Below are 20,200 nucleotides of genomic sequence, written 5' to 3' on the forward strand. Positions count from 1 at the left end.
CACGCCGCGAACTCTACCAAACAGTTGTTAGAAAGAATCGGCCTCCAGGGCCGGTTCCGCCTCGGCCGCACGCCCGGCCGCCCGCGTGCGCTCGGGCGCGGGCAGGGCGGGCCGCTCGTTCGCGGCGGGCTCCCGCACGTCCGGGAGATCACGGTGGAGCAGGTCGAACAGCCGGTCCCAGCGGGCGAGCACCGCGTCCGGATGGAAGCGCTGCACCGACGCGCGCGCCTCGGCGCCGAGCTCGCAGCACAGCTCCGGGTCCTCGATCAGCCGTTGCAGGGCCCGGGCGAACGCGGCCGTGTCGCCCGGCTCCACCAGCAGGCCGCCCGTCTCCCCGCCCCGCTCGCCGAGCAGCATGCGGACGCCCGGCGCGCAGTCGAACGCCACCGTCGGCAACCCGTAGGCCATCGCCTCCATCACCGACATGGGCACGCCCTCGGCCCGGGACGGCAGCGCGAACACCGACGCCTCGACCAGCGCCTCCTCGACGTCGGCGACCACGCCCCGGAACTCGACCGTGCCGTACAGGCCGGCGGCGGCCGCCTGCTCGCGCAGCGCCTCCTCGTCCGGGCCGTCGCCGTAGATGTGCAGCCGCCAGTCCGGATGGTGCTCGTGCACCCGCTGCCACGCCTCCAGCAGCAGGTCGATCCCCTTCTCGTAGGACAGGCGCCCCACGCAGGCGACCGCCGGGAGATTGAGCGTCGGATAGACGGCCGGGGTCACGTGGAGCGCGTTCGGGACGTGGTCGGCGTTGGTCATGCCGTCCCTGGCCCACGCGTCGGCGTCCTCCGGGGTCAGCGTGAGGAACCGGTCGACGTGCGCGAAGTGCCGCTTCACCCGCTCGTACCGCGTGGACTTGCGCGTCGCCTTGTAGGACTCGTGGCTCATGCCGACGACCCGCATCCCCGAGGTGTCGGCGCGCCGGACCCACTCCATCGCCCAGACCTGCGGCACGATCACGACGGCGCCCGGACGGGCCGCGGCGAACATCCGAGTCAGGCGGCCGGCGCCGCGCCGCTGGACGGCCGCGCGCCACACGTCGCGTCCTTGGGCCGCCATGTTCAGCCGGTGCCGCAGCCGGCCGGGCCGCCACTCCAGAACCGGCGGGCGCCAGGCGTCGTGCAGGACCTCCACCGTGTAGGAGTCGTCGCGGCCGTGGTGGTGTCCGACCTCCGCCCGCGTGATCCCGACGAGGGTGACGCGGTCGCCGCGTCCGGCCAGCATCCGCGCCATGTGGTGCGCCCAGCGCTGCAGGCCCCCCATCTCGTCGACGTTGTTGCAGACGATGAAGACGTCGCGCGGCGCGCGGTCAGCGGTTCCGGTGGGAACCATGGGCGCTCCTTTCTCCGAAGTAACGGTCCACCACCGCGCGCGCGGCGGTTCCGCGGTCGTGCTCGCCGAACCGCTCGGCGAAGGCACGGCGCCGCGCGGCGTGCGCGGACCCGGCGGCGTCCAGGTCCGCGAGCGCGGCGATCAGCTCGTCCTCGGTCCGCGTGACCGGACCGGGCGCGTGCAGTTCAAGGTCGAAGTAGCCGGCGGCGGGGTCGTCCTCCGGGAGGTGCAGAACGATCGGCCGGTCCAGCAGCGCGTAGTCGAACATGACCGACGAATGGTCGGTGACCAGGGCGTCGGCGAGCAGGAGCAGCGGCGTCACGTCCGGCACTCCCCCGACGTCCCGCATGGCCCGCGCGGCCGACGGCGGCAGGTTCGCCCGGCACAGGTAGTGCGGGCGCACGAGCAGGACGATCTCGTCCCCGAGCTCGCGGGCGAACCGGGCCGGGTCCACGGGCGGCTCCATCCGTCTGACGGGCCTGCCCTTCGGCCCGGTCCTGAACGTCGGCGCGTACAGCACGGCGCGGCGCCCGTCGTCCAGCCCGAGGGAGCGGCGCAGCGCGTCGACCTCGGCGGCCAGCTCGGCGTCGCCGCCGACCCCGGTGACCAGCGGGTCGTTGCGCGGGTAGCCCGCCGGCAGCAGCTCGGCCCGGACGCCGAGCCCCTTGGCGAGGGTGTCCACGTCGTGGTCGGAGCGGACAAGGAAGCAGTCGAAGCGGTCGACCATCCGCGCGAGCCGGGTCCGGTCCGACGCGGGGCCGCTCTTCAGCCGGGGCTGGTCGAGCCCCATCAGCTTGTACGCCGACCCGTGCCAGGTCTGGATGTAGGTCGTCTCGGGGCGTTTGCGCAGGTCCGCCGGATAGCCCTGGTTGTCGATCCAGAACCGCGCCCGCGCCAGGGCAAGGTGGTAACGCCAGGAACCGCGTCTCACCAGCGTCGCGTCGGACGGGAACCCGTCCGTGGACGACGCGTACGACCAGACCGCCTCGACGGGGCGGCCCGAGCGGCGCAGCTCCCGGTAGATGTACTTCGGGTTGTCGGAGAACTGCCGGCCGAGGTGGCTCTCGAAGACCACCAGGCCCTTGCGGACGGGCAACCGGGTCAGCACCCGGTTGAACACCACCGCCTTGGTCCGGCCCGAGGTCAGCGTGCGGCGCACGGACCTCTCCAGCCGCCGCGCCCGCCTCCGGCCGAGCCGCGCCGGCGGGCTGGCGGCCGCGCGTGCGACGGCGCCGGCGGCGCGCCGCCTCCGCGGGTCGCCGGTCTGGAGCGTGAACGCCAGGTGCCCGCCCTCGGTGACGTAGGAGCACAGCGTGTCCCCCGCGAGGCGCGTCAGCCGGGGCCGGACGGGCAGTCCGACACCGGAGAGGTCCGGCGCGCCGGGGCCGGCGGGCGGCCCCGGCCGGGTGATCATCTCCTCACCGTCCGCCGTCACGCGGAGCCGGACGTCCCACACGGGATCGGCGAATCCGAGCGGCCGGACACGGGCGCGCGGATCGAACCGGGCCCGCCACGCCAGCCGGTCGCCCTCGTGGACGATCTCGGCGGGCACCCGGATCCGGCGGGCGCCGTGGCGCCGGTCGCGGAACTCCAGCGACGCCGCCAGCTTCGCGCCGGGCGGGACCCGGCCCAGCGGGTTCAGCACGTGCCCGGCCATGTGCGCGCGTCCGCCGCGCACCTCCAGCCGCGTCACGGTGGCGGCCGGCCGCAGCTCCTTGAGCGGGCACAGATGGAAGCCGAAGTCGGTGACGTCCAGGACGCGGCGCCCGAGGTCGCCGCGCGGCGGGCCCGCGCCCCAGAAGATCCGCCCGTCCCGCTCCACCAGCGGGGCGTGCAGCTCGCACCCCCGGTCCGGGAGGTACTCGGCCGCGGCGAGCGCCCCGGCCTGGTCGCCCTCCTTGATCAGGTAGGCGGCGATCGCGGGCAGCGGGTTCGCGGCCTCGAACACCACCGGGTCCAGCCCGGCCAGGTAGCCGGCGGCAAGATCCAGGAACCGGGCCCGGTAGACCGGGTCGCGGTCGCGCAGCTCGCGCAGGTAGAGCAGCAGGTCGTGGTTGACGAACTTGACGTCCTTGGCGTGCTTCAGCCCGTCCGCGCCGCGCAGCTCGAACAGCATGTCGATGCGCCGGTGGATCTCCAGCCGGTCGGCGAAGTTGTGCAGCTCGTCCCGCCGGTTGGAGATCGTCGGCATCACCGTCCGGTCCCGGACCAGCCAGTTGTAGACCCGGTGCGGGATCAGGGCCGTGCGCCGGGCCGCCAGGTAGGCCTCGGCGCTGAACAGCAGGTCCTCGTAGTGCAGCCGCTCCACGAACCGGAGCGCGCCGTCCTCCAGGAACTCCCGCCGGTAGAGCTTGTTGGTCGACAGCGTGTCGTAGAGCAGGTCGGGGTTCTCCTCCAGCGACCCGTACACCGCGCTCCGCTGGTACAGCCACGGGTACCAGGGGCGGACCCGGTCCTTGGCGCCCTCGGGCAGGTCCAGGAAGACCCGGTCGCAGCGCCCGGAGACCAGGTCCGCGCCGCTCTCCTGCGCGGCCGAGAGCAGGTTGAGGCAGGCGTGCGGGTCGAGCAGGTCGTCGCTGTCGAGGAACATCACGTACCGGCCGTCCGACCGTTCGACGCCGACGTTGCGCGGCCGGCCGCAGCCCCCGGAGTTGACCGGCAGGTGCACCGCCCGGACCCGGCCGGGGTGCGCGGCGGCGAGCCGCTCGGCGGCCTCCCCGGTGGCGTCGGTGCTCGCGTCGTCGACGACCACGGTCTCGACGCCGCCCAGCGACTGCGCCAGCGACGAGGCGACCGCCCGCGGCAGCCGCCGGGCGTCGTTGTAGGCGATCACCACCACGCTGACATCCGGGCGCACCCGCATGGGCCATCCCCTTCCGCTCCTCGGCGTGCAGGGATTCCTTTCCATCAAGGAGGCGTCAAGGGCCAACTCTGATCAAAAGCTGTCAATGCTTAGCATTACCCGACAGGCCCTGGCAGATCACCCCGGGAACGCCAAAGGCGCCCGGCCGGAACCGGGCGCCTTCTCTCCGCACAAAAATGATCTTTTCCGCGCGGTGGTGGCGATCAGGACTTGGCGTAGTCCGGGTATCCGTAGCCGACGACTTCGGACTTGTCGCGGACCTTCTCCTGGACGGCGTTGCCGGTGTTGCCCTCGACCGTGCTGATCGTCCCGTTGCCGTTGTCCTTGACGACGAGGCCGACGTGGTCGATACCGTCGATCCCGCCGCGGGACCCGTTCTGCCAGTCGAAGAACACGACCGCGCCCGGGCGGGCCTTCGTGCCCCACTTGCCCTCGTCCTTGAACCAGGTGGCGTGCTGGACGGTGTAGGCGTCCCAGCCCATGTTCCGCACGCCGGTCTGCGCGCTGAGCCAGGAGACGAACATGTCGCACCACTCGGCGCCCTTGTAGTCGCCGACGCTGCCGCCGTCGCGCCGGGCGGTCACCGCGGCGTGCGAGGTGGAGGCGTACCAGTCCGCGTACTTGGTGGACCCGTTCCGGCCCTCCTCCACGCCGACCTGCGACTTGGCCAGCTTGATCACGGTCGACGCGTCGACCGTGCTCGCCTTGCGCGCCGAGCGCCCGGACTCGGAGCGCTCGGACTTGAGGTGCTCGGACTTGACGTGCTCGGACCTGCCGGCGACCGCCCCCTCGCGGCTGACCGCGGCGGCGGCCTGCGCGGGGGTCTCGGCGGACGCGGTGTCCCCGCTCAGGGGGTTGAAGATCGCGAGTCCGACCGCCCCGGCCATCACACCCGCCACGGCGACGCCCACGGCCCGGTCCTCGGGGCTCATGCGGGCGAGCGCGGCGCGGGGGGCGGCGCCGTTCAGGCGCAGCGCGCTCAGTCGGGGGGCGATGTTCTCGAAAAGACGATCGAAACGACCGGTCATGCAGGGAATCTCCTTGTCTCCCATGACGCCTACCGGGTTAGCTGACGGATTCGGGCATGGAAGAGCCCTACGGCGCGTACTGACGGACGCGCCGATTCACCCCTGGAACCTTGGGTCCCCGGCTCCGTCCGGTCGGGTGGACCTGGACGGACTCGGCCTCGCACCGCGGAACGCGGTGCCGGATATTCGGATGTATCTCAGCGACTGATCTCGAGGAGGGCGCGCATCGTGTGGCGCGCGTCGCGTGCGGAGCCCGCTCCGCGACCCTCGGCCGCGCATGGAAGCGGCCGGCGTGCAACGCATGGAACGCGCTGCGTGATTCGGGAAAGAAGGTACCAACGCTCAGCGGAAAAGCAAACCAGGAGCAAAAGGATCTTTTGCCTGGTCAGCACCCCTCCGCGGGATGATCGAGCGCCCCCGGCCGCGCGCTCTCGGCGATCTTTGTCCGGAGCGCCGGAAACCCTTATGGGAAGGGCGATTTCGATAACCGTCGCGAGCGCCGGGAAAGGTAAAATGATCAAATGGCGATGGGCGGGCGCGGATGCGCGGACGCGGACCGGCGCGCGTCGCAGATCACACCGGCCCCGCCTTCCCCGCGCCGGTGTGCTGTGCATCACCCCTGGTCACCGGCGGGTCTGACCAGGGCATGATCACTCCACGTGCAGGGCGAACATCGTGGTGTCGTCGGCCGCCCGGTCGTGCTCCATCCGCGCCAGCACCTCGTCCAGCGCCAGTTCCGGCCCCGCCGAGGAATCCCGGAGAATGCCGGTGAGCCGCGCTATCCGCTCGTCCAGGTCGGCGTCGCGGCGCTCCACCAGCCCGTCGGTGTAAAGGAAGATCAGATCCCCCGGCCGCAGTTCCGTGGAGATCGTCTTGTACTCCCAATCCGGCAGGGCGCCGAGCAGCGGGTCGCGATAGACCTCCAGCGGCTCGGCGTGGCCGTCCCGCACCAGGATCGGCGGCAGGTGCCCGGCGCACGTCCACTCCATGACGCGCTGTTCCGGCCGGTAATGGCCGACGATGGCCGTCCCCGTCGCCGGCGGGTCCATGCTGCCGACCAGCTCGTTCAGCCAGCCCACCAGCCGCCCCGCCGGCTCGCCGGTGCACGACAGGCCCAGCAGCCCGTTGCGGCTGCGCGCCATCGACGCCGCCGCCGGCAGGCCGTGCCCCGCCGCGTCCCCGATCGCGAACAGCGCCCGGCCGTCCGGCATCGCGCGGGTGGCGAACCAGTCCCCGCCGATCCGCGCCGTGCTCTCGGCGGCCAGCGCCCGGATCGCCACGCGCAGCCCCGGCAGCTGCCCGACCTCCTCTTCGTCCGGCAGGATCGCCCGGCGCAGCGTCACCGCCACCTTGCGCTCCTGGGCCGTGCGCGCCTGCTGCTTCAGCATCTGCCGGCGGGTCTCCGCCAGCGCCCGCTCCACCCCGCGACGCCGGGTGATGTCCTGCGACACGATGTTGATCGACACCGGCAGCCCCGCGGCGTCCAGCACCGGCTCGGCGAACAGCCACAGATTCCGCCGCGCGCCGTCCTTGCCGATCACCCGGTGCTCGGCCTCCACCGGCTCCCGGCGGGAGAACATCGTCTGGACGGCCTCCTCCACCAGCGGCAGGTCGTCCTCGGCCACCACCTTCGGCAGGTCGTGCGGCGCGGGCGGCACCTCGTCCGGGCCCAGCCCGTAGTTGGCCAGCATCTGCGGCGTCCAGTCCGCCTGCCCGGTGACCAGGTCCCACTCGCCGAACCCGATCAGCGCCAGCCGCTCCACCCGCTCCAGCCGGCGCGCGCTGCGGTCCTCGCCGGAGTGGTACCGCCAGGTGACGCAGACGCCCGTCGGCACCTGGACGCACCGCACGCTCATCCGCGACGAGCGCGACAGCCCGCCCTGGACGGTCGAGTACATGATCGAGTCGCGGTCCAGGGTCGTCCCGCCCTCCAGCACCGCGACGTACTCCTCGAACAGCCCGCTGAGCGCCGCGCCCGGGTCCGTCCGCAGCAGCCGCAGCCCGGTCAGCTCCTCGGGGCCGCGCCCGAACAGGTCGCGCGCGGCCCCGTTGAGCTCGGCGTACAGGAAGTCCTGGACCTCGCCGTCCGGACCCCGCACCGGCACCAGGTGCGCCGCCGAATCCAGGGTCCCGTCCAGCAGCCCCCGCGCCACCGGGTCCGCGGGCAGGTCCGCGATGAGGCCGTCGTCCCCACCGGTGTCCTCGGCCGCCAGCCGGTGCAGCAGGTCCTCGGCCTCGGACACCACGCCCCGCTGGGCCGTGCCCTCCGCGCGGGGCGCCCGCCTCCCGGCCACCACCGCGCCCTCCGTCCCGGCGCCCCCGCCCTGGACGACCATGGCCGCCGCCTCCGGCAGCTCCATCTCCAGGTCGCGGGCGAGCCAGATGAGGTGCTGCAGGGCCTCGCCGGGCGGCACCCCCAGCCGACGGGCCAGCACCACGCGCGCCTCGGCCATGACCGCACGGTCGTGCGCCGCCCCCCGCAGCCCCTCGAGGTCCGCCGCGTGCACTCCGGGCGGTCCCCACGTGCCGTCCGCTTCCGACACCCCAGTCCCCCATTCGGCGTTTCATGCCCTGGGAGAAAAAAGCTACATACGTCGGCGAAGGTCCGTTGGCCGCCATCTTCGTTAGCAGCCCGGATCTTTACCCGTCTTTTTCTTTTCGCCCCGATAAGACCGCTTTCACTGACCTTCCGGGAACGAACCCATGGGCGTCCCTGTGACCCGCATCACACGTCCGGCCAGCGACGTCACACGCCCCGCCGCCACCTCGACGGACGTCCCCTCCGGATGCAAGGTCAACACTACGACGATCTTGCCCCCGACCAGCCCCGTCGTGTGCAGCGCGGGTCGCCCGAGCCCCAGCGCCTCCGGCGCCGGCCGCCCGTCCGGCACGTCCTCGAACCCCGACCACCCCTGCTTGACCGCCCACCGTCCGGGCAACGCCTTCGGAATGCCGAAGACCTGATCGAACCCGTCCGCGCCCCTAGCGGCCATCCTCCGCAACTCCCGCAGAACGAACCGCCCCTCCGGCACCCCCGCCGCATACCGATAAACCCGCACCACATCACCAGCACTTATCCCCGTGTAACCCCACCACCCGGACATGCCCTCCGGCGGCGGCACCGTCTCCCGCAACCCGATCCGCCGCACCATCCGCTCAACGACCTCCGCCCGCCCACCCCGCTCCCACACCTCGTCCGCCGCCGCGTCATCACTAACCCGCAACATCGCCTCAACCAACTCCCGGTCCCTCCCCCGCACCACGCGCCCCCGCAAGAAGTCGAGCGCCAGGAGAACCTTCACCACCGATGCCGCCCGGAACACCTCCGCCGGCCGCCGCTCCACGACCGCGCGCCCCACCGCCAGATCGAAGACCGCCCACGAGGCCCGCACCTCACCGAACCCGGTACGCACGACCCCCCAGACTGCGCTAGAGTAATCACGCCCGCTGCGGCGGGCACCGGGACGTAGCGCAGTTTGGCAGCGCACTTGACTGGGGGTCAAGGGGTCGTGGGTTCAAATCCCGCCGTCCCGACAGAGGTCAAAGGCCACATCCGATCACTCGGACGTGGCCTTTTCCCGTCTGTACAGCAGCAAAGTACAGCTAGGGCGCCTCGTCACCGGTCCCCGGCCGGTCCCCGTCGGCGCCGGTGAGGCTGTCCCCGAGCCGCCTCAGCGCCTCTCTGGAGACCTCGGTGGGCACCTCGGTGTAGACCTCCATCGTGATGCTGATCTGGCTGTGTCGGAGAATCTGCATCGCCGTGCGGGGATGCACGTCCAGCGCGGCCAGCAGACGACCGCAGGTGTGTCGAGTGTCGTGCACCCGGATGGCTCGCACGCCGGCGCGCCCGCACCGGTAGGCGAAGCTGCGGTTGACGTTCCGCGGCTCGATCGGCCGGCCCTGCCGGGTCGTGAAGATGAGTCCCTTGCCGGTCCACTCCTCCTTTCGAGCGGCGCATTCGGCTTCCTGGCGCTTCTGGCGAATCCGCAGGGCGGTCACGCAGATCGCCGGAAGCGGCATGACACCGGACGACTCCTCCGTCTTGGTCCGCTCCTTGTGAATGAGCTGGCGGCGGACGCGCTGAAGCTGCATGCTCACCGTCAACTCGCCGGCGTCCAGGTTCACGTCTTCCCAGCGAAGTCCGAGCACCTCGCCTTTCCTGAGTCCCAGGACCAGGATGAGCACCCATGCCGCATACAGCGGGTCGCCGTGTTCACGGGCCGACTCCAGGAAGGTTCGCGCTTCTTCCACGCTCCATGACGCTTTGCTGCGCACGCGCTTACGCATGGTGGGCAACTTCACCATGCGCGCCACGTTCCGCGCGAGGATCTCTTCCGTCTGCGCGTGGGTGAGGGCGGCCCGCAGGGTGTTGCGCGCCGCCTGAATGGTGCGGCGGCTTGGGTACGCCTGGCAGCATCGTCCGATCGCACAACACCGTTGGCGCTTGCGCGGATCGGAGTGGTGTTCCGGCCGGGCGGCGTCCTTGCCTTGTGCGCAGCACTGGCACGTCTTCGGCAGCCGGTTCACCCAGTTCTGTACGTCCCGGACGGTCAGTCGGTCGAGTCGCTTTCGGCCTAGCGCGGGGATGACGTACAGCCGCGCGAGGGTCTCGTATTGGGCGTAGGTTTGCGCTTCCCTGTTCGGCTCGATGACTTCGGCCAGCCAGTACGTCAGGTACTTCTCGACGGTCGGGACCGTGGTGGCGATCGGCCGTTGCTTCGCCTCGTTCAGCAGCTTGATGTACTTGTCGTGGACGATGTCGCGGGACTTCCCGTAGACCCACCGCTTCTTACGCTCCCCCGCCGGCGTGGTGACCCACACGTAGGCGGCATAGCCGTTGCGGTAGGGAAAGATCGATCCTTCGCCGTTGGCGCGCGTGCGGCTCTTTCTCTTGCGCTTTCCGTCGTCGGGTTCCTCGGGGGTGCCGAGTGCCGTTTTGGTCATCAGGCAGCCACCTCCGTCTCGTGTTCGAGTAGGGCGATGTATTCGGCGATCGCGCTGCCGGGGATGCGGCGGGAGCGGCCACGCTTGACGGATCGGAGTCGGCGGGCGCGGATCTCCTCGAAGATGGTGTTGCGGCCGAGCTTCAGCAGGCTCATGGCTTCTTCGACAGTGAACATGCGCATGCTGGCCGGGACGTCCAAGTGATCGGGCATGTGGATGGGACCTCCGTGGGCATACGAAAGCGGCCCCGGTCGCGCTGGTGGCGCTGGCCGGGGCCGCTGATGGGAGGGGTAGCCGTACCAGCCGTACCAGCCTTGTTTTTGCTGGTCAGGGGCGGTACGGCTTGGTTGGCTGGTACGGCTTGAGTCGTACCAGGCGGGCAAGCCTCATCGGGCCTGACCTGCGATGTTGAGGCTGGTACGGCTGGTACGGCTCGCCCCCGGCAGGGGTAGGACGGCGGCCGGTTCGGTGGGGGCGGTGGCATCGTTGAGGGCCGGGCAGTACCGCGCCCAGGCGTCCAGGAAGTCGGTTCGGCGGTAGCCCTTGGCCTGCCCGGTGGGGAATCGGATGGTGTCGGAGCGGATCTCGTATTCGCGCAGGATGGCGCCGAGCTTCATGGCGGTCAGCCCGTTCGGGCCGTAGTCGGCCCAGGGGGCTTCGGGATCGGCTTTGAGCCGTTCCAGTAGGACGGCGGTGGGGAGGGCGTTGTCGGTGCCGAATGCGGTGCGGCAGTCGGTGAGCAGGCGGAGCCGGGTGGACATTTCGCTGTTGTCGTCGGCTTCGGCGGTGAGCGCGAGCACGGCGGCGCGGGCTCGGTCGGGCCAATGCCCGCCGGCATGGTCGGCGACGATGACGAGGGGTTCCCAGGTGTCGGCGGCACGGTCTTCCACGGGCATCGCGGGTTCGGCTTTCTCCAGGGCTTCCAGGTCGGCGCGCAGCCACCGCGACAGGTCGGCGGCGAGCTGGCGGAGCGGTTGCCGGTCACGACGGAACCGGAACGGCGCGACGGTTTCGCCGGGTGCGCGGCGGCGCATGCGGATGACGACCGCGCGGTCTTCGATGGTGTCGGGCATGGCGCCGATTCCGGCGAGCGCGGCCATCGCGAATGTCGGGATGGATTCCACTCGGTTGGCGTTGGCGTCGTAGCGTTTGGCGGGCCGGTTGCGCTGGTGTCCGGCATTCAGCAGCCCGCGCAGATCCTCGTTCCCTTCGGCTTTGGCGCCGAAGATGGTGTCGGCCTCGTCCACCAGCAGGGTGGGCGGGTCGTCGGTGATGGACCGGTAGACCGCGGCCGGGCTGGAGTTGACGGTGATGAACGGGGTGTGGCAGGTCGCTTCGGTCACGTCCAGCAGCCGGGACTTTCCGCACCGCTTTTCCGGGCCGCGGATCACCAGGCGGGGCGCGTGCGGCCAGGCCGGTTGCGCGTGGGTGGCCGCGATCCACAGCGTGACCGCGTCGGCGGCCTGCGGGCTGGGCAACACCACGTACCGGGTCAGCGCGTCGCGGACGGCGTCCAGCAGCGCGGCGCCGTCCAGGGGCGGCCGGTCGTCGGGGTGGGGTGGTGTCATGCGGCGTTCCCCCTGGTGATGGTGCGCGGTTTGCGGGCGCCGGCGGCCAGCGCGCAGCCGATGGTGGCGCGGGCGTCGGCGGGATGGATATCGGCGGTGCGGTCCGGGCCGAGGTGGACCGAGACGGCTTCCCAGAGCACTTCCCTGGCCGTGTCTTCGGGCAGGAGTCGGGCGCCGATGAGGCGACCGAGGTTGTAGGCGGCTTTGTTGAGGGCGTGGTTGCGTCCACCGGGGACGGCGTCAGCGACCCGGGCCGCTTCCCCCTTGAGTGCCGCTTGAACGTATGAGGGCAGGTCCGCCACCGTGCCCGGCCGGTTCCAGGCACCCAAGGGGGGAGGCGCGGCGCGGGCCGCGGTGAGCAGGTCGGCCAGCCAGCCGGGCAGCGGCGCCGGTGGCGCCGGGTTGGTCACGGTGTAAGGGCCGGTGCCGTCGGGCAGGTCCACGAAGCTGCCGGGCGCGACCACGTACCCGCCGGCCGCGCGGGTGTCGATCAGCCATCCCAGGCCGGTGCGGTAGCGGCCCGAGGTGTTGCGCAGCTCGATGCCGGGCGGGGCGGTGAAGTACAGGTGCGTTCCGCCGCGGCGGGTGGTCACGGTGAAGGTGTCGGTCGGGAACGGCTGGCCGTGCCGTTCACACAGCACGGCCAGCACGTCGGCGCCCTCGTTGACCCCGGGCAGCGCCCACTGTGTCGGCGGGGTCTCGCCGGGCTTGGGGGTGTCCAGGTCGATCACCACCAGGCCGGACGGACCGCAGGCGATCCCGACGTTGTAGCGGTCGCGGGACCAGAACGCGTGGACCCGGGCGGGGTCGGTGGTGGCGTTGGTCTCCCAGTCGGTGAACCCGGCCAGGGGTGCCTTGTCGCGCGGGGTGAGCGGGAAGACGTGCCAGCCGCGGCGCGCGCACGCCAGCGCGGCGGCACCCGGATGCGGGATGGAGTGGGTCATGCTGCGTTCTCCGTCGTCAGGTCGTCGCGAACGAAGTCACGACCCGCCCCGCGCCCGCGGCGTGCGGCCGACAGGCCCGGGGCGGGCCGTGATGAACGGGGGTGTTGGTCAGAACGGCGGGTCGTCGGAGAACCCGCCGCCCGACCCGCCGCCGAACTGGCCGCTGCTGGCGGGCTGGCCGCCGGTCCCGCCGTTCAGCCACGGATCGGCGCTGGGCTGTCCGAACCCGCCGCCGTTGCTCGGTGCCGCGCCGTTGGTGCCGTTGGTGGTGGCGGGGTGCGGGGCCTGCTGGCGGGTGGCCTTGGCGACTTTGGCGGTGGCGTAGCGCAGCGAGGGGCCGACGTCGTCCACCTCGATCTCATACGCGGTGCGCTTGATGCCTTCCTTGTCCTCGTAGTTGCGCTGGCGGAGGCGGCCGGTGACGATGACGCGCATCCCGCGCGTGAGGGTCTCGGCGACGTGCTCGGCCAGGTGCCGCCAGGCGGAGCAGCGCAGGAACAGCGCGTCGCCGTCCTTCCACTCCCCGGCCTGCTGGTCGTAGAAGCGGGGGGTGGAGGCGACGGTGAACGCCGCGACGCCCACCCCGGTCTGGGTGAAGCGAAGGTCGGGGTCGGCGGTCAGGTTCCCGACGATGGTGATGGTGGTCTCTCCCACGGACACAGGTGATCTCCCTTGCAGACGGACGGAACAGAAATCAGGCAGCGGCCCGGTCGGGGCCGCCGCTCATCAGGGCTCGGGTCAATGCCTCTTCCAGGCAGGTCTTGTGCACCGGGCGGCCGTCGTCGCGGAAGTGCGCGGTCCGGCCGCACAGGGTGCACAGGTCGGGGCGGCGCCGCTCCCAGGACGGCCCGCAGTTGAAGCAGTCGCGGGGATGGCGGGGCTTGCCGCCGTTCGGGCCGGTGACGCGGACGGTGCAACACAGCCGGCAGCCCTGGCGGTGGAACAGCACCGGCCGGTGCGCCCAGTCCAGGAACACCCGCCCCTGGTACATCCGGTAGCCGGTCGCGGCCGGGTGGCCGGTGGACGGCGCGGGGGTCATGCGGCAGCGCTTCCGGCCGCCGCGCCGATGCGCTCGAACAGCACCGACAGCGCAGCGGCGCCTTGGCGCGGGACGACGCCGTTGCCGAGCAGGGTCAGTTGCCGGGTGCGGGACAGGTCGGGCACGTCAGTGACCCAGCCGTCCGGTAGGCCCATGAGCCACTCGACGAAGCGGGGGCTCAGCCGGTCGGCTCCGCCGCGTCCGGTGGGTTCAGTGGGATGAGGAGCTGTTCGCCCTGTGATGTGCTCCCACCGGGCGATCGCGGGGCCGTAGCGTCCCCAGACAGCAGGGTCGGCAGGGATGGACCGCCGGTCCACGACGGCAGGTCGGTGCCCTTGCCGTCCCGGGCGGCCGGGGTCGGCAACAGGGTTACAACCGCGGAGGGCAGCATCAGGTCGCCCTTGCTGCCGCGCTGGTTCGGGCCGCCCTTGGTGCCGTCGCTCGCGCGGGGCGTTGGCAGAAGCGCCGTGGTCTCGGTCGCCGAGCCGCCCCGGGTCGCCCGTGGGGTCGGCAACAGCGTCACGGCTGTGCGCAGGTCCGGGCCGCCCTGCCCGCGGGTGCCCGCTCCGTTGGTGTCGGAGGTGCGCGGCGTCGGCAACAGCGTCGGATTTCGGGTCGGCGGCGAGCAGGAACCACCGGTTGCGGGCGTGCGGGGCGCCGACGTCGGACGCGCGTACACACCTCCATTCCGCATCGAACCCGAGTCGGGCAAGGTCGGACAGGACGATGTCGAGTCCGGGACGCCGGGCAACGATGGCTGCGACGTTCTCCAGGATGAGGTAGCGGGGTCGTAGGACGCCCACGGCGTCGGCGATGACGTGCCAGAGTCCACTACGCGTTCCCTTCGCGATACCGGCGCCGCGGCCGGCGTAGGACAGGTCTTGGCAGGGAAATCCGGCGCACAGCACGTCCACGCGCGGCACCTGACCGAAGTCGACCGCGGTCAGGTCACCGAGGTTGGGCACGCCGGGGAACCGGTGCGCCAGCACCGCGGCGGCGCCGGGCGCGGGGTCAGCGACCCACACCGGGCGGACGTCCAGCACAGCCGCGGCGGCCAAGTCGAGCCCGCCATAGCCGGAGCACAACGACCCCAACGTGAGCAGCGGGGCTTGCCCGCTCGGACCGGCTCGCGAGCCAGCCAGCGGGCTGGGACCTGTCGCGGTCATCGGCGCCCCCGCCGCTTGCGCTCGTTCTGGGCGTAGGGGCGGTGGGCGAACGCGCGGTACTCGCGGCCCTGCCCGCCGCACCGGTCGCAGGCGCGGAACGAGTCACGGAACCAGGCGCCGCGGTGACGGCCCGAGCCCTTGCAGCGTGGGCAGCTCTTGTAGGGGTGGACACGGATGGAGATCGCGTACCCGACGGCGTAGACGACGGCGCCGACGATCAACAGCAGGATCAGACTGTGCCCGCCGCCGTGGTCGTTCTGAGGGGTCTCGGCGGCGAGCGGGGCGAGGGGATGCAGGGCGGACAGCGGCATGGACGGGCCTCCCGGGGACGGGTGCGGGCATGACGAAGACCGCCCCCGGGCCGACGGCCCGGGGGCGGTGCGTCTCAGGGATTCGGTTACAGAACGTGGCGCGATTCCCGCTCGCCGGGTCTTCGCTCATTCCGCTCATTTCCGCTCATCCGCCCTTCACATAGGGGGCAGGTGAGCGGAGTTGCCGAGCGGAATCGAGCGGAATCCGGTGAGCGGAAACCGCCCCGGCTTCGGTCACTGACCGTGATCGGTGGTGGGGTCGGCGCCGGGGGCGTGGTCGGGCAGGAAGTAGCGGAGGTTGCGGGTGCTGCCGCTGCCGACGATCAGCGGGGGCTTGTGGTCGCGCATGATCGCCAGGTATCGGCGGACGGTGGACTCGCCCTTGCCGACCGCCTTGGTCAGCTCGGCCGGGGTGGCGCCGTCGGCGCCGCGCTCGGCCAGCAGCGCCAGCACAGGACCCGCGATCTTCTCGGAGACGGGGATGTTCTGGTTGACCTCGGGCGGGTTGTTCTCGGCGTTGTCGAGGACCTCCTTGGCCTTGATCATGTCGGCCAGCGACGTGGGCTGTTTCGGGGGCTGGGGCATGTCGCGCAGCCGGGCTTCGACTTCGGAGACCAGCTCGCCGGCGAGCCGCTCCACGGCGTCATGGTCGTCGGGGTCGATACCGAACCCGGCCTGCCAGCCGTGCCCGATACGCGATCCCCGCTCCCCGCTCGCGCCGTTGGTCGGCTCGGCGCCGCCGGGTGCGGCGTCCAGCTCTCTGCGATCGTCGCCGGACAACGGCGGCGGGGGCGGGGGCGGGGGCGCCGCCGGGCCGGTTCCGCCACCGCCGGCCGTGCTGGTGGCGGGGACGCGGCGCCGGTCGGCGTAGCCGGGCAGTCCCTTGACCAGCGCCGCGGGGAGCGTCGCGGTGGGGGCGCCGCGCTGGTGGGCGAGGCGTTCGACGGCGTCCAGGTCCGACAGGTCCAGCACCCGGCCGGCGACCCAGGTGTTCTCGGAGTCGACCACCAGGGCGACGCCTTTGACGCCGCGGGCGTAGCTGGCCATGTTCGGCATGCCGGAGGCTTCCCACTCGGGGACGACGTTGCCCATCTCGGCGGCGCGGTTCATCCGCAGCACGACCTTGTTGTCGGCGTTGGCGTGCGGGTCCTTGCTGCCGGTGTACTGCACGACGCCACGCTGGGAGGCGGTGAGCAGCTCGACCCCGGCGGAGCGGCCGCGGCGATAGATGTGCTCGATCATCGGCTTGGCCTTCAGCGCAATGGAGCTGTTGGCCCCGGTGAGGGTGTCCAGCTCGTCTACCGGGATGAGAATGACCGGGTCGGTGGGGGTGGGCTGGTGGTTGCGTCCGCCGGTCTCTCGCGACCGGTGGTCGATGGTCAGGCACGCCCACTCCAGGATCTGGAGTGCCTTCTTCTCCTCGCCGATGCCGGCGGCGGCGTCCAGCGCGGGGCCCCAGAACCGGGCGATGGTGCCCTTGCCCAGGTCGATGCCCCATACCAGCACGTCGGTGCAGGCGGTGGCCTGTTCGATGACGTTGTTGTAGAGGGTGGTCTTGCCCGATCCGGTCGGGGCGACCACGAACACGTGGTGCCCGCCGGCGCGGTCGAACACGGTCAGGGTCATCGGGTTGCCGGTGTCGGGGTCGATCCCGATGACGAACGGGCCGTCCATGATCGACCGGCGCGCCGCCGCGAGCGTCGGCGCCGCGGCCGGGTCCATGGCGGGGTGGGTGGCGGGGCCGGCCCACGGGTCGAGCATCTGGACCAGGACCCGGATGATCCCGGCGTGCTTGTCGTCGGCGGTGATGCGGACGCGTTCGGCCGGTAGGCCGATCTGTGCGGCGATGTCCTCGGCGAGCCCGCCGCCCTTGCCGGCTAGCTGGCTGGCGCGCTTGTTGGTCGCGCGCACGTCCACACGGAATCGGACGCCGAGCCGGGTGTCGTCGATGCCGATGAGGCGGGAGTCTTCCAGCCCGGCGGCGGTGGCCAGCTCGTCCCACTTGAGTTGTTCGCGGGCCCAGGCGCGGCGCTTTTTCAGCACGTCGGACCAGGTGTAGGCCGACCACGTCACCGTGGCGGAGATCGAGTAGGCCAGCAGGGTGGGCAGGTTGAGGATGCCGAGATGGGCGGCGGCGCCGAGCCAGGCGGGGATGCCGGCGGCGGTCGCGGCGACGGTCGCCGAGTAGCGGGGGCTGGCGTGCTTTTTGTAGGTGCCGACCCAGGCGGCCAGCGCCGCCGGGGGCGCGAACGCGCCGAGCATGAGGGGGTCGGCGCCGGTCAGGTGGCCGATCTCGCCGAGCGGGTACAGCGCGGCCAGCGCCGAGCCCAGGCCGCGGGTGTCGGGCGAGTGCGCGACCCAGCGGCCGTAGCCGCGGATCGCGGTGAGCGCGGTCTGACCGGCGGTGGGGGCGTTGCGGTTGCGGGTGTGGTTGTGGTTGTGGTGGGCGGCGTCCCGCCAGGTCGTGGTGGAACGGGGCCGGCGGTTGCGGCGCGCCATCGGGCAGCCTCCTTATGCGAAACGGCACGGCCCCGGCCAGGTGGCCGGGGCCGTGCACGGAACGGGCGACGGGGTGAGCGGCGGGACGGGCCCGCCGCTGGTCAGGCGGCGTCTTCGCCGGTGAACTTCATGCCCCGCGCGGCGATGTCGCGCGGGTCCTCGAAGATGTCCTCGAAGGTGGAGGCGGCGCGGTTGACGCCGGTGGCGGCGTCGCCGATGCCCTCGGCGACGGCGTCCAGCGACGCGGTGACCTGGCCGGGCAGGCCGAGCGCGGAGACGTCGCCGGCCCATTCCTCCACCGACTTGGACAGCCCGCGCAGCGCGTCGGCCAGAATCTGGCAGCTTTCCAGGAACTCGGCGTCGGTGGACGGCTTCTCCAGGTCGATGCTGAAGCCCGAGCCGTTGGCGGTCATGGTCCTCCTTGGGGTTCCGACGGTCCCGCCGGTGGCGTGGGCGCCGCCGGCGGGTTTGAGCACGTAGGTGTCGTCGTCGTGGTGCACGACCGAGCTGATGACCGGCCCGCCCCCGAGCTGTTCCACGACCGGCCGTGAGTCCGGCTGCGGCATCCGGGGCGGGTGTGCACCGCCTCCCAACAGCGGCGCATCGGCCGGCGACCGCCCCGACGCCCCCGCGCCCGGGTCCGGGTCGGAGAGGCGCGGCGGGCGGACGCGGTGGACGGGTGGGTGGCTGCCGGGCGGGTCGTCGCTGGTGATGCGCTTGTCCCAACGGCGTTCGGCGAACTTGACCGCGGCGTTGCGGGTCTTGCGGGCGGTGGCGGCGAACGCCGCCCCGACCTTCTCCCCGGCGCGGCCGGAGTGGTGCACGATCGCGGTCTTGGGCGGTTTCCAGCCGGTGGCCTTGTAGGCCGATCCGGCGGCGTTGCGGGCGGCGTTGCGGCCGGTCTTGGTTCCGCCGGTCAGCAGCATGAACACGATCGCGCCGCCGATGACCGGGTCGATCACGTCTCCTCACTCTCCTTGCGGGTGAGCCCGCGGACGTGTCCGGCGGGCGTGAGCACGAACGAATGCCCGCCCGTGCACCGCCACATCTCCGGGGCGTCCCGGCCCGGGTCGTCGCCGGTCGGGTTGTCCCAGGTGGTGGCGGGGTCCGCGCAGACCGGGCACACCGGCCCGGCCTGCGCATCGACCTGCGGGCCGGTGCCGGGCTTGTCCGCCGGGGCGGCGGTCGAGTCCGGGTCGGGCTTGGTGGGGGCGTTGGTGCGGGCGTTGGTGCGGGGCTGTTGTGCGGTGATGACCGAGATCGCCGGGAAGGCGATCAGCACCAGGACGACCGAAGCGGCGGCCACCAGCCACGGGGCCCCGAGCCACAGGTGAGCCAGTACCGCGACGGCCACGGAGATACCGCAGTCGTCCAGGCTGGGCCGGCGCGCCCACATCGCCGCGGCGAACCGGCGGACCCGCTCGCTCATGGTCGGGGCGCCGATGACGGCCATGCCGGACACGGCGTGTCCGAGCGCGGCGTGTCCGGCGGCGCCCCTGACGTTGGAGCCCAGGTGCCCGAGCCAGGTGGAGATCTGGCCGTGGAACACCAGACCGTCCAGCAGCAGCATGAACGCGCCGCAGGAGATGAACTCCCACGTCTTCAGCGAACGGGTCTTGAACCCGACCACGATGACGCCGGTCAGGAACGCGAACACGATCCATTTGCCGACTTCCATCAGCAATCCCTTCAGTGAGACGGAACACGAAGACACGAGTAGGGCCGCCCCGACGCGTCCAGAGACGCGCCGGGGCGGACGATCGACAGAGACAGAGGGAGGCAGGGAGAGGTCAGGCCGCGGGGACGGGGTCCTGGCGGTCGGTGGGGGCATCGCGCAGCTCTTGGTAGCGGCCGGCGACCCAGCCGATCGACCAGCCGCACCGCTCGGCGGCGGCGCGCACCGACAGCCCGGCCGCGAACGCCGCGGCCACGATCTGGCGGGCTTCGGGCTCGGGCCGCTTCTCGGCGGCCGGAGGCGTCTTCAGCAGTGCGCGCCGTTCACGCTCGGCGCGTTCAGCCTGCTTGTGTTCGGCGTCGCGGCGGGCGTGTTCACGCTCGCGTTCACGACGTTCGGCGCGTTCACGTTCCTGCTCGGCGCGTTCACGCTCGGCCTGCCGCTCGCGCTCGGCGGCTTCGGCGCGCTGCCGTTCCTCGCGCGCCAGCGCCGCCTCGTGCTCGCGCTGCTCGCGCACCAGCCGGGCCTGATGCTCGCGTTCCTCGCGGACGCGCTGCCGCTCGGCTTCCGCGCGCTCGGCGGCGGCCTGCTCCCGAGCAATGCCCGCGGCGTGCTGGCGGGCTTGCTCGGCGGTCAGCGCCTTGGAGATGGCGCGGCGGTAGGCCAGCCCGGTCTCGGCGGTCACGATCAACAGCAGCGGCGCCACGGCGTGCACTGCCACCCCGACCATGTCCTTGTGCAGGGCGGAGTCGGTGATGTTGAGGGACAGGGTCATGGCGCCGGTCATCGTGCGCAGCACCGCCGGCCACCGGCCGCCATCGTGGCCCAGGC

Annotated in this window: 16 protein-coding genes, 1 tRNA gene, 1 pseudogene and 1 riboswitch; of the genes and pseudogenes, 1 reads left to right on the forward strand and 17 read right to left on the reverse strand. The window is 72.1% G+C overall.

The window, feature by feature from the left end; all coding sequences use genetic code 11:
* Positions 1-27 precede the first annotated feature (27 nt).
* The 5 genes from ABD296_RS05980 to ABD296_RS06000 form a co-directional block, all read right to left on the reverse strand.
* The gene (locus tag ABD296_RS05980) at positions 28-1,332 is read right to left on the reverse strand and encodes a glycosyltransferase (protein WP_344262314.1); all 1,305 of its coding nucleotides are present in this window, start codon (positions 1,330-1,332) and stop codon (positions 28-30) included.
* A complete protein-coding gene (locus tag ABD296_RS05985) occupies positions 1,310-4,195 on the reverse strand; it encodes a bifunctional glycosyltransferase/CDP-glycerol:glycerophosphate glycerophosphotransferase (protein WP_344262316.1) in 2,886 nt (961 codons plus the stop codon). The genes ABD296_RS05980 and ABD296_RS05985 overlap by 23 nt, the downstream gene beginning before the upstream one ends.
* A 203-nt stretch (positions 4,196-4,398) precedes the next feature.
* Positions 4,399-5,223, reverse strand: coding sequence for a CHAP domain-containing protein (locus ABD296_RS05990; RefSeq protein ID WP_344262318.1), 825 nt, complete (start codon positions 5,221-5,223; stop codon positions 4,399-4,401).
* 12 nt (positions 5,224-5,235) lie between these two features.
* Positions 5,236-5,391: riboswitch (cyclic di-AMP (ydaO/yuaA leader) on the reverse strand.
* Positions 5,392-5,873: 482 nt separating this feature from the next.
* Positions 5,874-7,676, reverse strand: a complete 1,803-nt coding sequence (locus tag ABD296_RS05995) for a PP2C family protein-serine/threonine phosphatase (protein ID WP_344262320.1) — start codon at positions 7,674-7,676, stop codon at positions 5,874-5,876.
* Positions 7,677-7,901: 225 nt separating this feature from the next.
* Positions 7,902-8,636: a hypothetical protein gene (locus ABD296_RS06000; RefSeq protein ID WP_344262322.1), complete on the reverse strand. Its 735-nt coding sequence runs from the start codon at positions 8,634-8,636 to the stop codon at positions 7,902-7,904.
* A 47-nt stretch (positions 8,637-8,683) separates the two neighbouring features.
* On the opposite strand from ABD296_RS06000, the gene ABD296_RS06005 reads away from it, so the two are divergent.
* Positions 8,684-8,757: transfer RNA gene (locus ABD296_RS06005), tRNA-Pro, on the forward strand.
* A gap of 69 nt (positions 8,758-8,826) precedes the next feature.
* On the opposite strand, the gene ABD296_RS06010 is transcribed toward ABD296_RS06005, so the two are convergent.
* From ABD296_RS06010 to ABD296_RS06065, 12 genes and pseudogenes are all read right to left on the reverse strand, one after another.
* Entirely contained in the window at positions 8,827-10,167 is a 1,341-nt protein-coding gene (locus tag ABD296_RS06010; RefSeq protein WP_344262324.1) for a site-specific integrase, read from the reverse strand.
* Positions 10,167-10,379: a helix-turn-helix domain-containing protein gene (locus tag ABD296_RS06015; protein WP_246342569.1), complete on the reverse strand. Its 213-nt coding sequence runs from the start codon at positions 10,377-10,379 to the stop codon at positions 10,167-10,169. Before ABD296_RS06015 ends, ABD296_RS06010 begins: the two co-directional genes overlap by 1 nt.
* A gap of 174 nt (positions 10,380-10,553) precedes the next feature.
* A complete protein-coding gene (locus ABD296_RS06020) occupies positions 10,554-11,735 on the reverse strand; it encodes a DUF3631 domain-containing protein (RefSeq protein ID WP_344262329.1) in 1,182 nt (393 codons plus the stop codon).
* Positions 11,732-12,679, reverse strand: coding sequence for a bifunctional DNA primase/polymerase (locus tag ABD296_RS06025; RefSeq protein WP_344262331.1), 948 nt, complete (start codon positions 12,677-12,679; stop codon positions 11,732-11,734). Before ABD296_RS06025 ends, ABD296_RS06020 begins: the two co-directional genes overlap by 4 nt.
* A 108-nt stretch (positions 12,680-12,787) precedes the next feature.
* Positions 12,788-13,339, reverse strand: coding sequence for a single-stranded DNA-binding protein (locus ABD296_RS06030; RefSeq protein ID WP_344262333.1), 552 nt, complete (start codon positions 13,337-13,339; stop codon positions 12,788-12,790).
* 34 nt (positions 13,340-13,373) lie between these two features.
* Positions 13,374-13,718, reverse strand: coding sequence for a hypothetical protein (locus ABD296_RS06035; RefSeq protein WP_344262336.1), 345 nt, complete (start codon positions 13,716-13,718; stop codon positions 13,374-13,376).
* Complete coding sequence (locus ABD296_RS06040; protein ID WP_344262338.1) at positions 13,715-14,803, reverse strand: DNA cytosine methyltransferase; 1,089 nt, start codon at positions 14,801-14,803, stop codon at positions 13,715-13,717. Before ABD296_RS06040 ends, ABD296_RS06035 begins: the two co-directional genes overlap by 4 nt.
* A gap of 77 nt (positions 14,804-14,880) precedes the next feature.
* Positions 14,881-15,195, reverse strand: coding sequence for a hypothetical protein (locus ABD296_RS06045; protein ID WP_344262340.1), 315 nt, complete (start codon positions 15,193-15,195; stop codon positions 14,881-14,883).
* A 234-nt stretch (positions 15,196-15,429) separates the two neighbouring features.
* Positions 15,430-17,694: a P-loop NTPase family protein gene (locus ABD296_RS06050; protein ID WP_344262342.1), complete on the reverse strand. Its 2,265-nt coding sequence runs from the start codon at positions 17,692-17,694 to the stop codon at positions 15,430-15,432.
* A 101-nt stretch (positions 17,695-17,795) separates the two neighbouring features.
* On the reverse strand, positions 17,796-18,656 hold the full coding sequence (locus ABD296_RS06055) for a hypothetical protein (RefSeq protein ID WP_344262344.1): 861 nt from the start codon (positions 18,654-18,656) through the stop codon (positions 17,796-17,798).
* The gene (locus tag ABD296_RS06060; protein ID WP_344262346.1) at positions 18,653-19,372 is read right to left on the reverse strand and encodes a hypothetical protein; all 720 of its coding nucleotides are present in this window, start codon (positions 19,370-19,372) and stop codon (positions 18,653-18,655) included. The genes ABD296_RS06055 and ABD296_RS06060 overlap by 4 nt, the downstream gene beginning before the upstream one ends.
* 112 nt (positions 19,373-19,484) lie before the next feature.
* Positions 19,485-20,200 (reverse strand): annotated as a pseudogene (locus ABD296_RS06065) (hypothetical protein); the annotation flags it as partial.

It is taken from the genome of Actinomadura napierensis, assembly GCF_039529375.1.
Classification (GTDB): Bacteria; Actinomycetota; Actinomycetes; order Streptosporangiales; family Streptosporangiaceae; genus Spirillospora; species Spirillospora napierensis.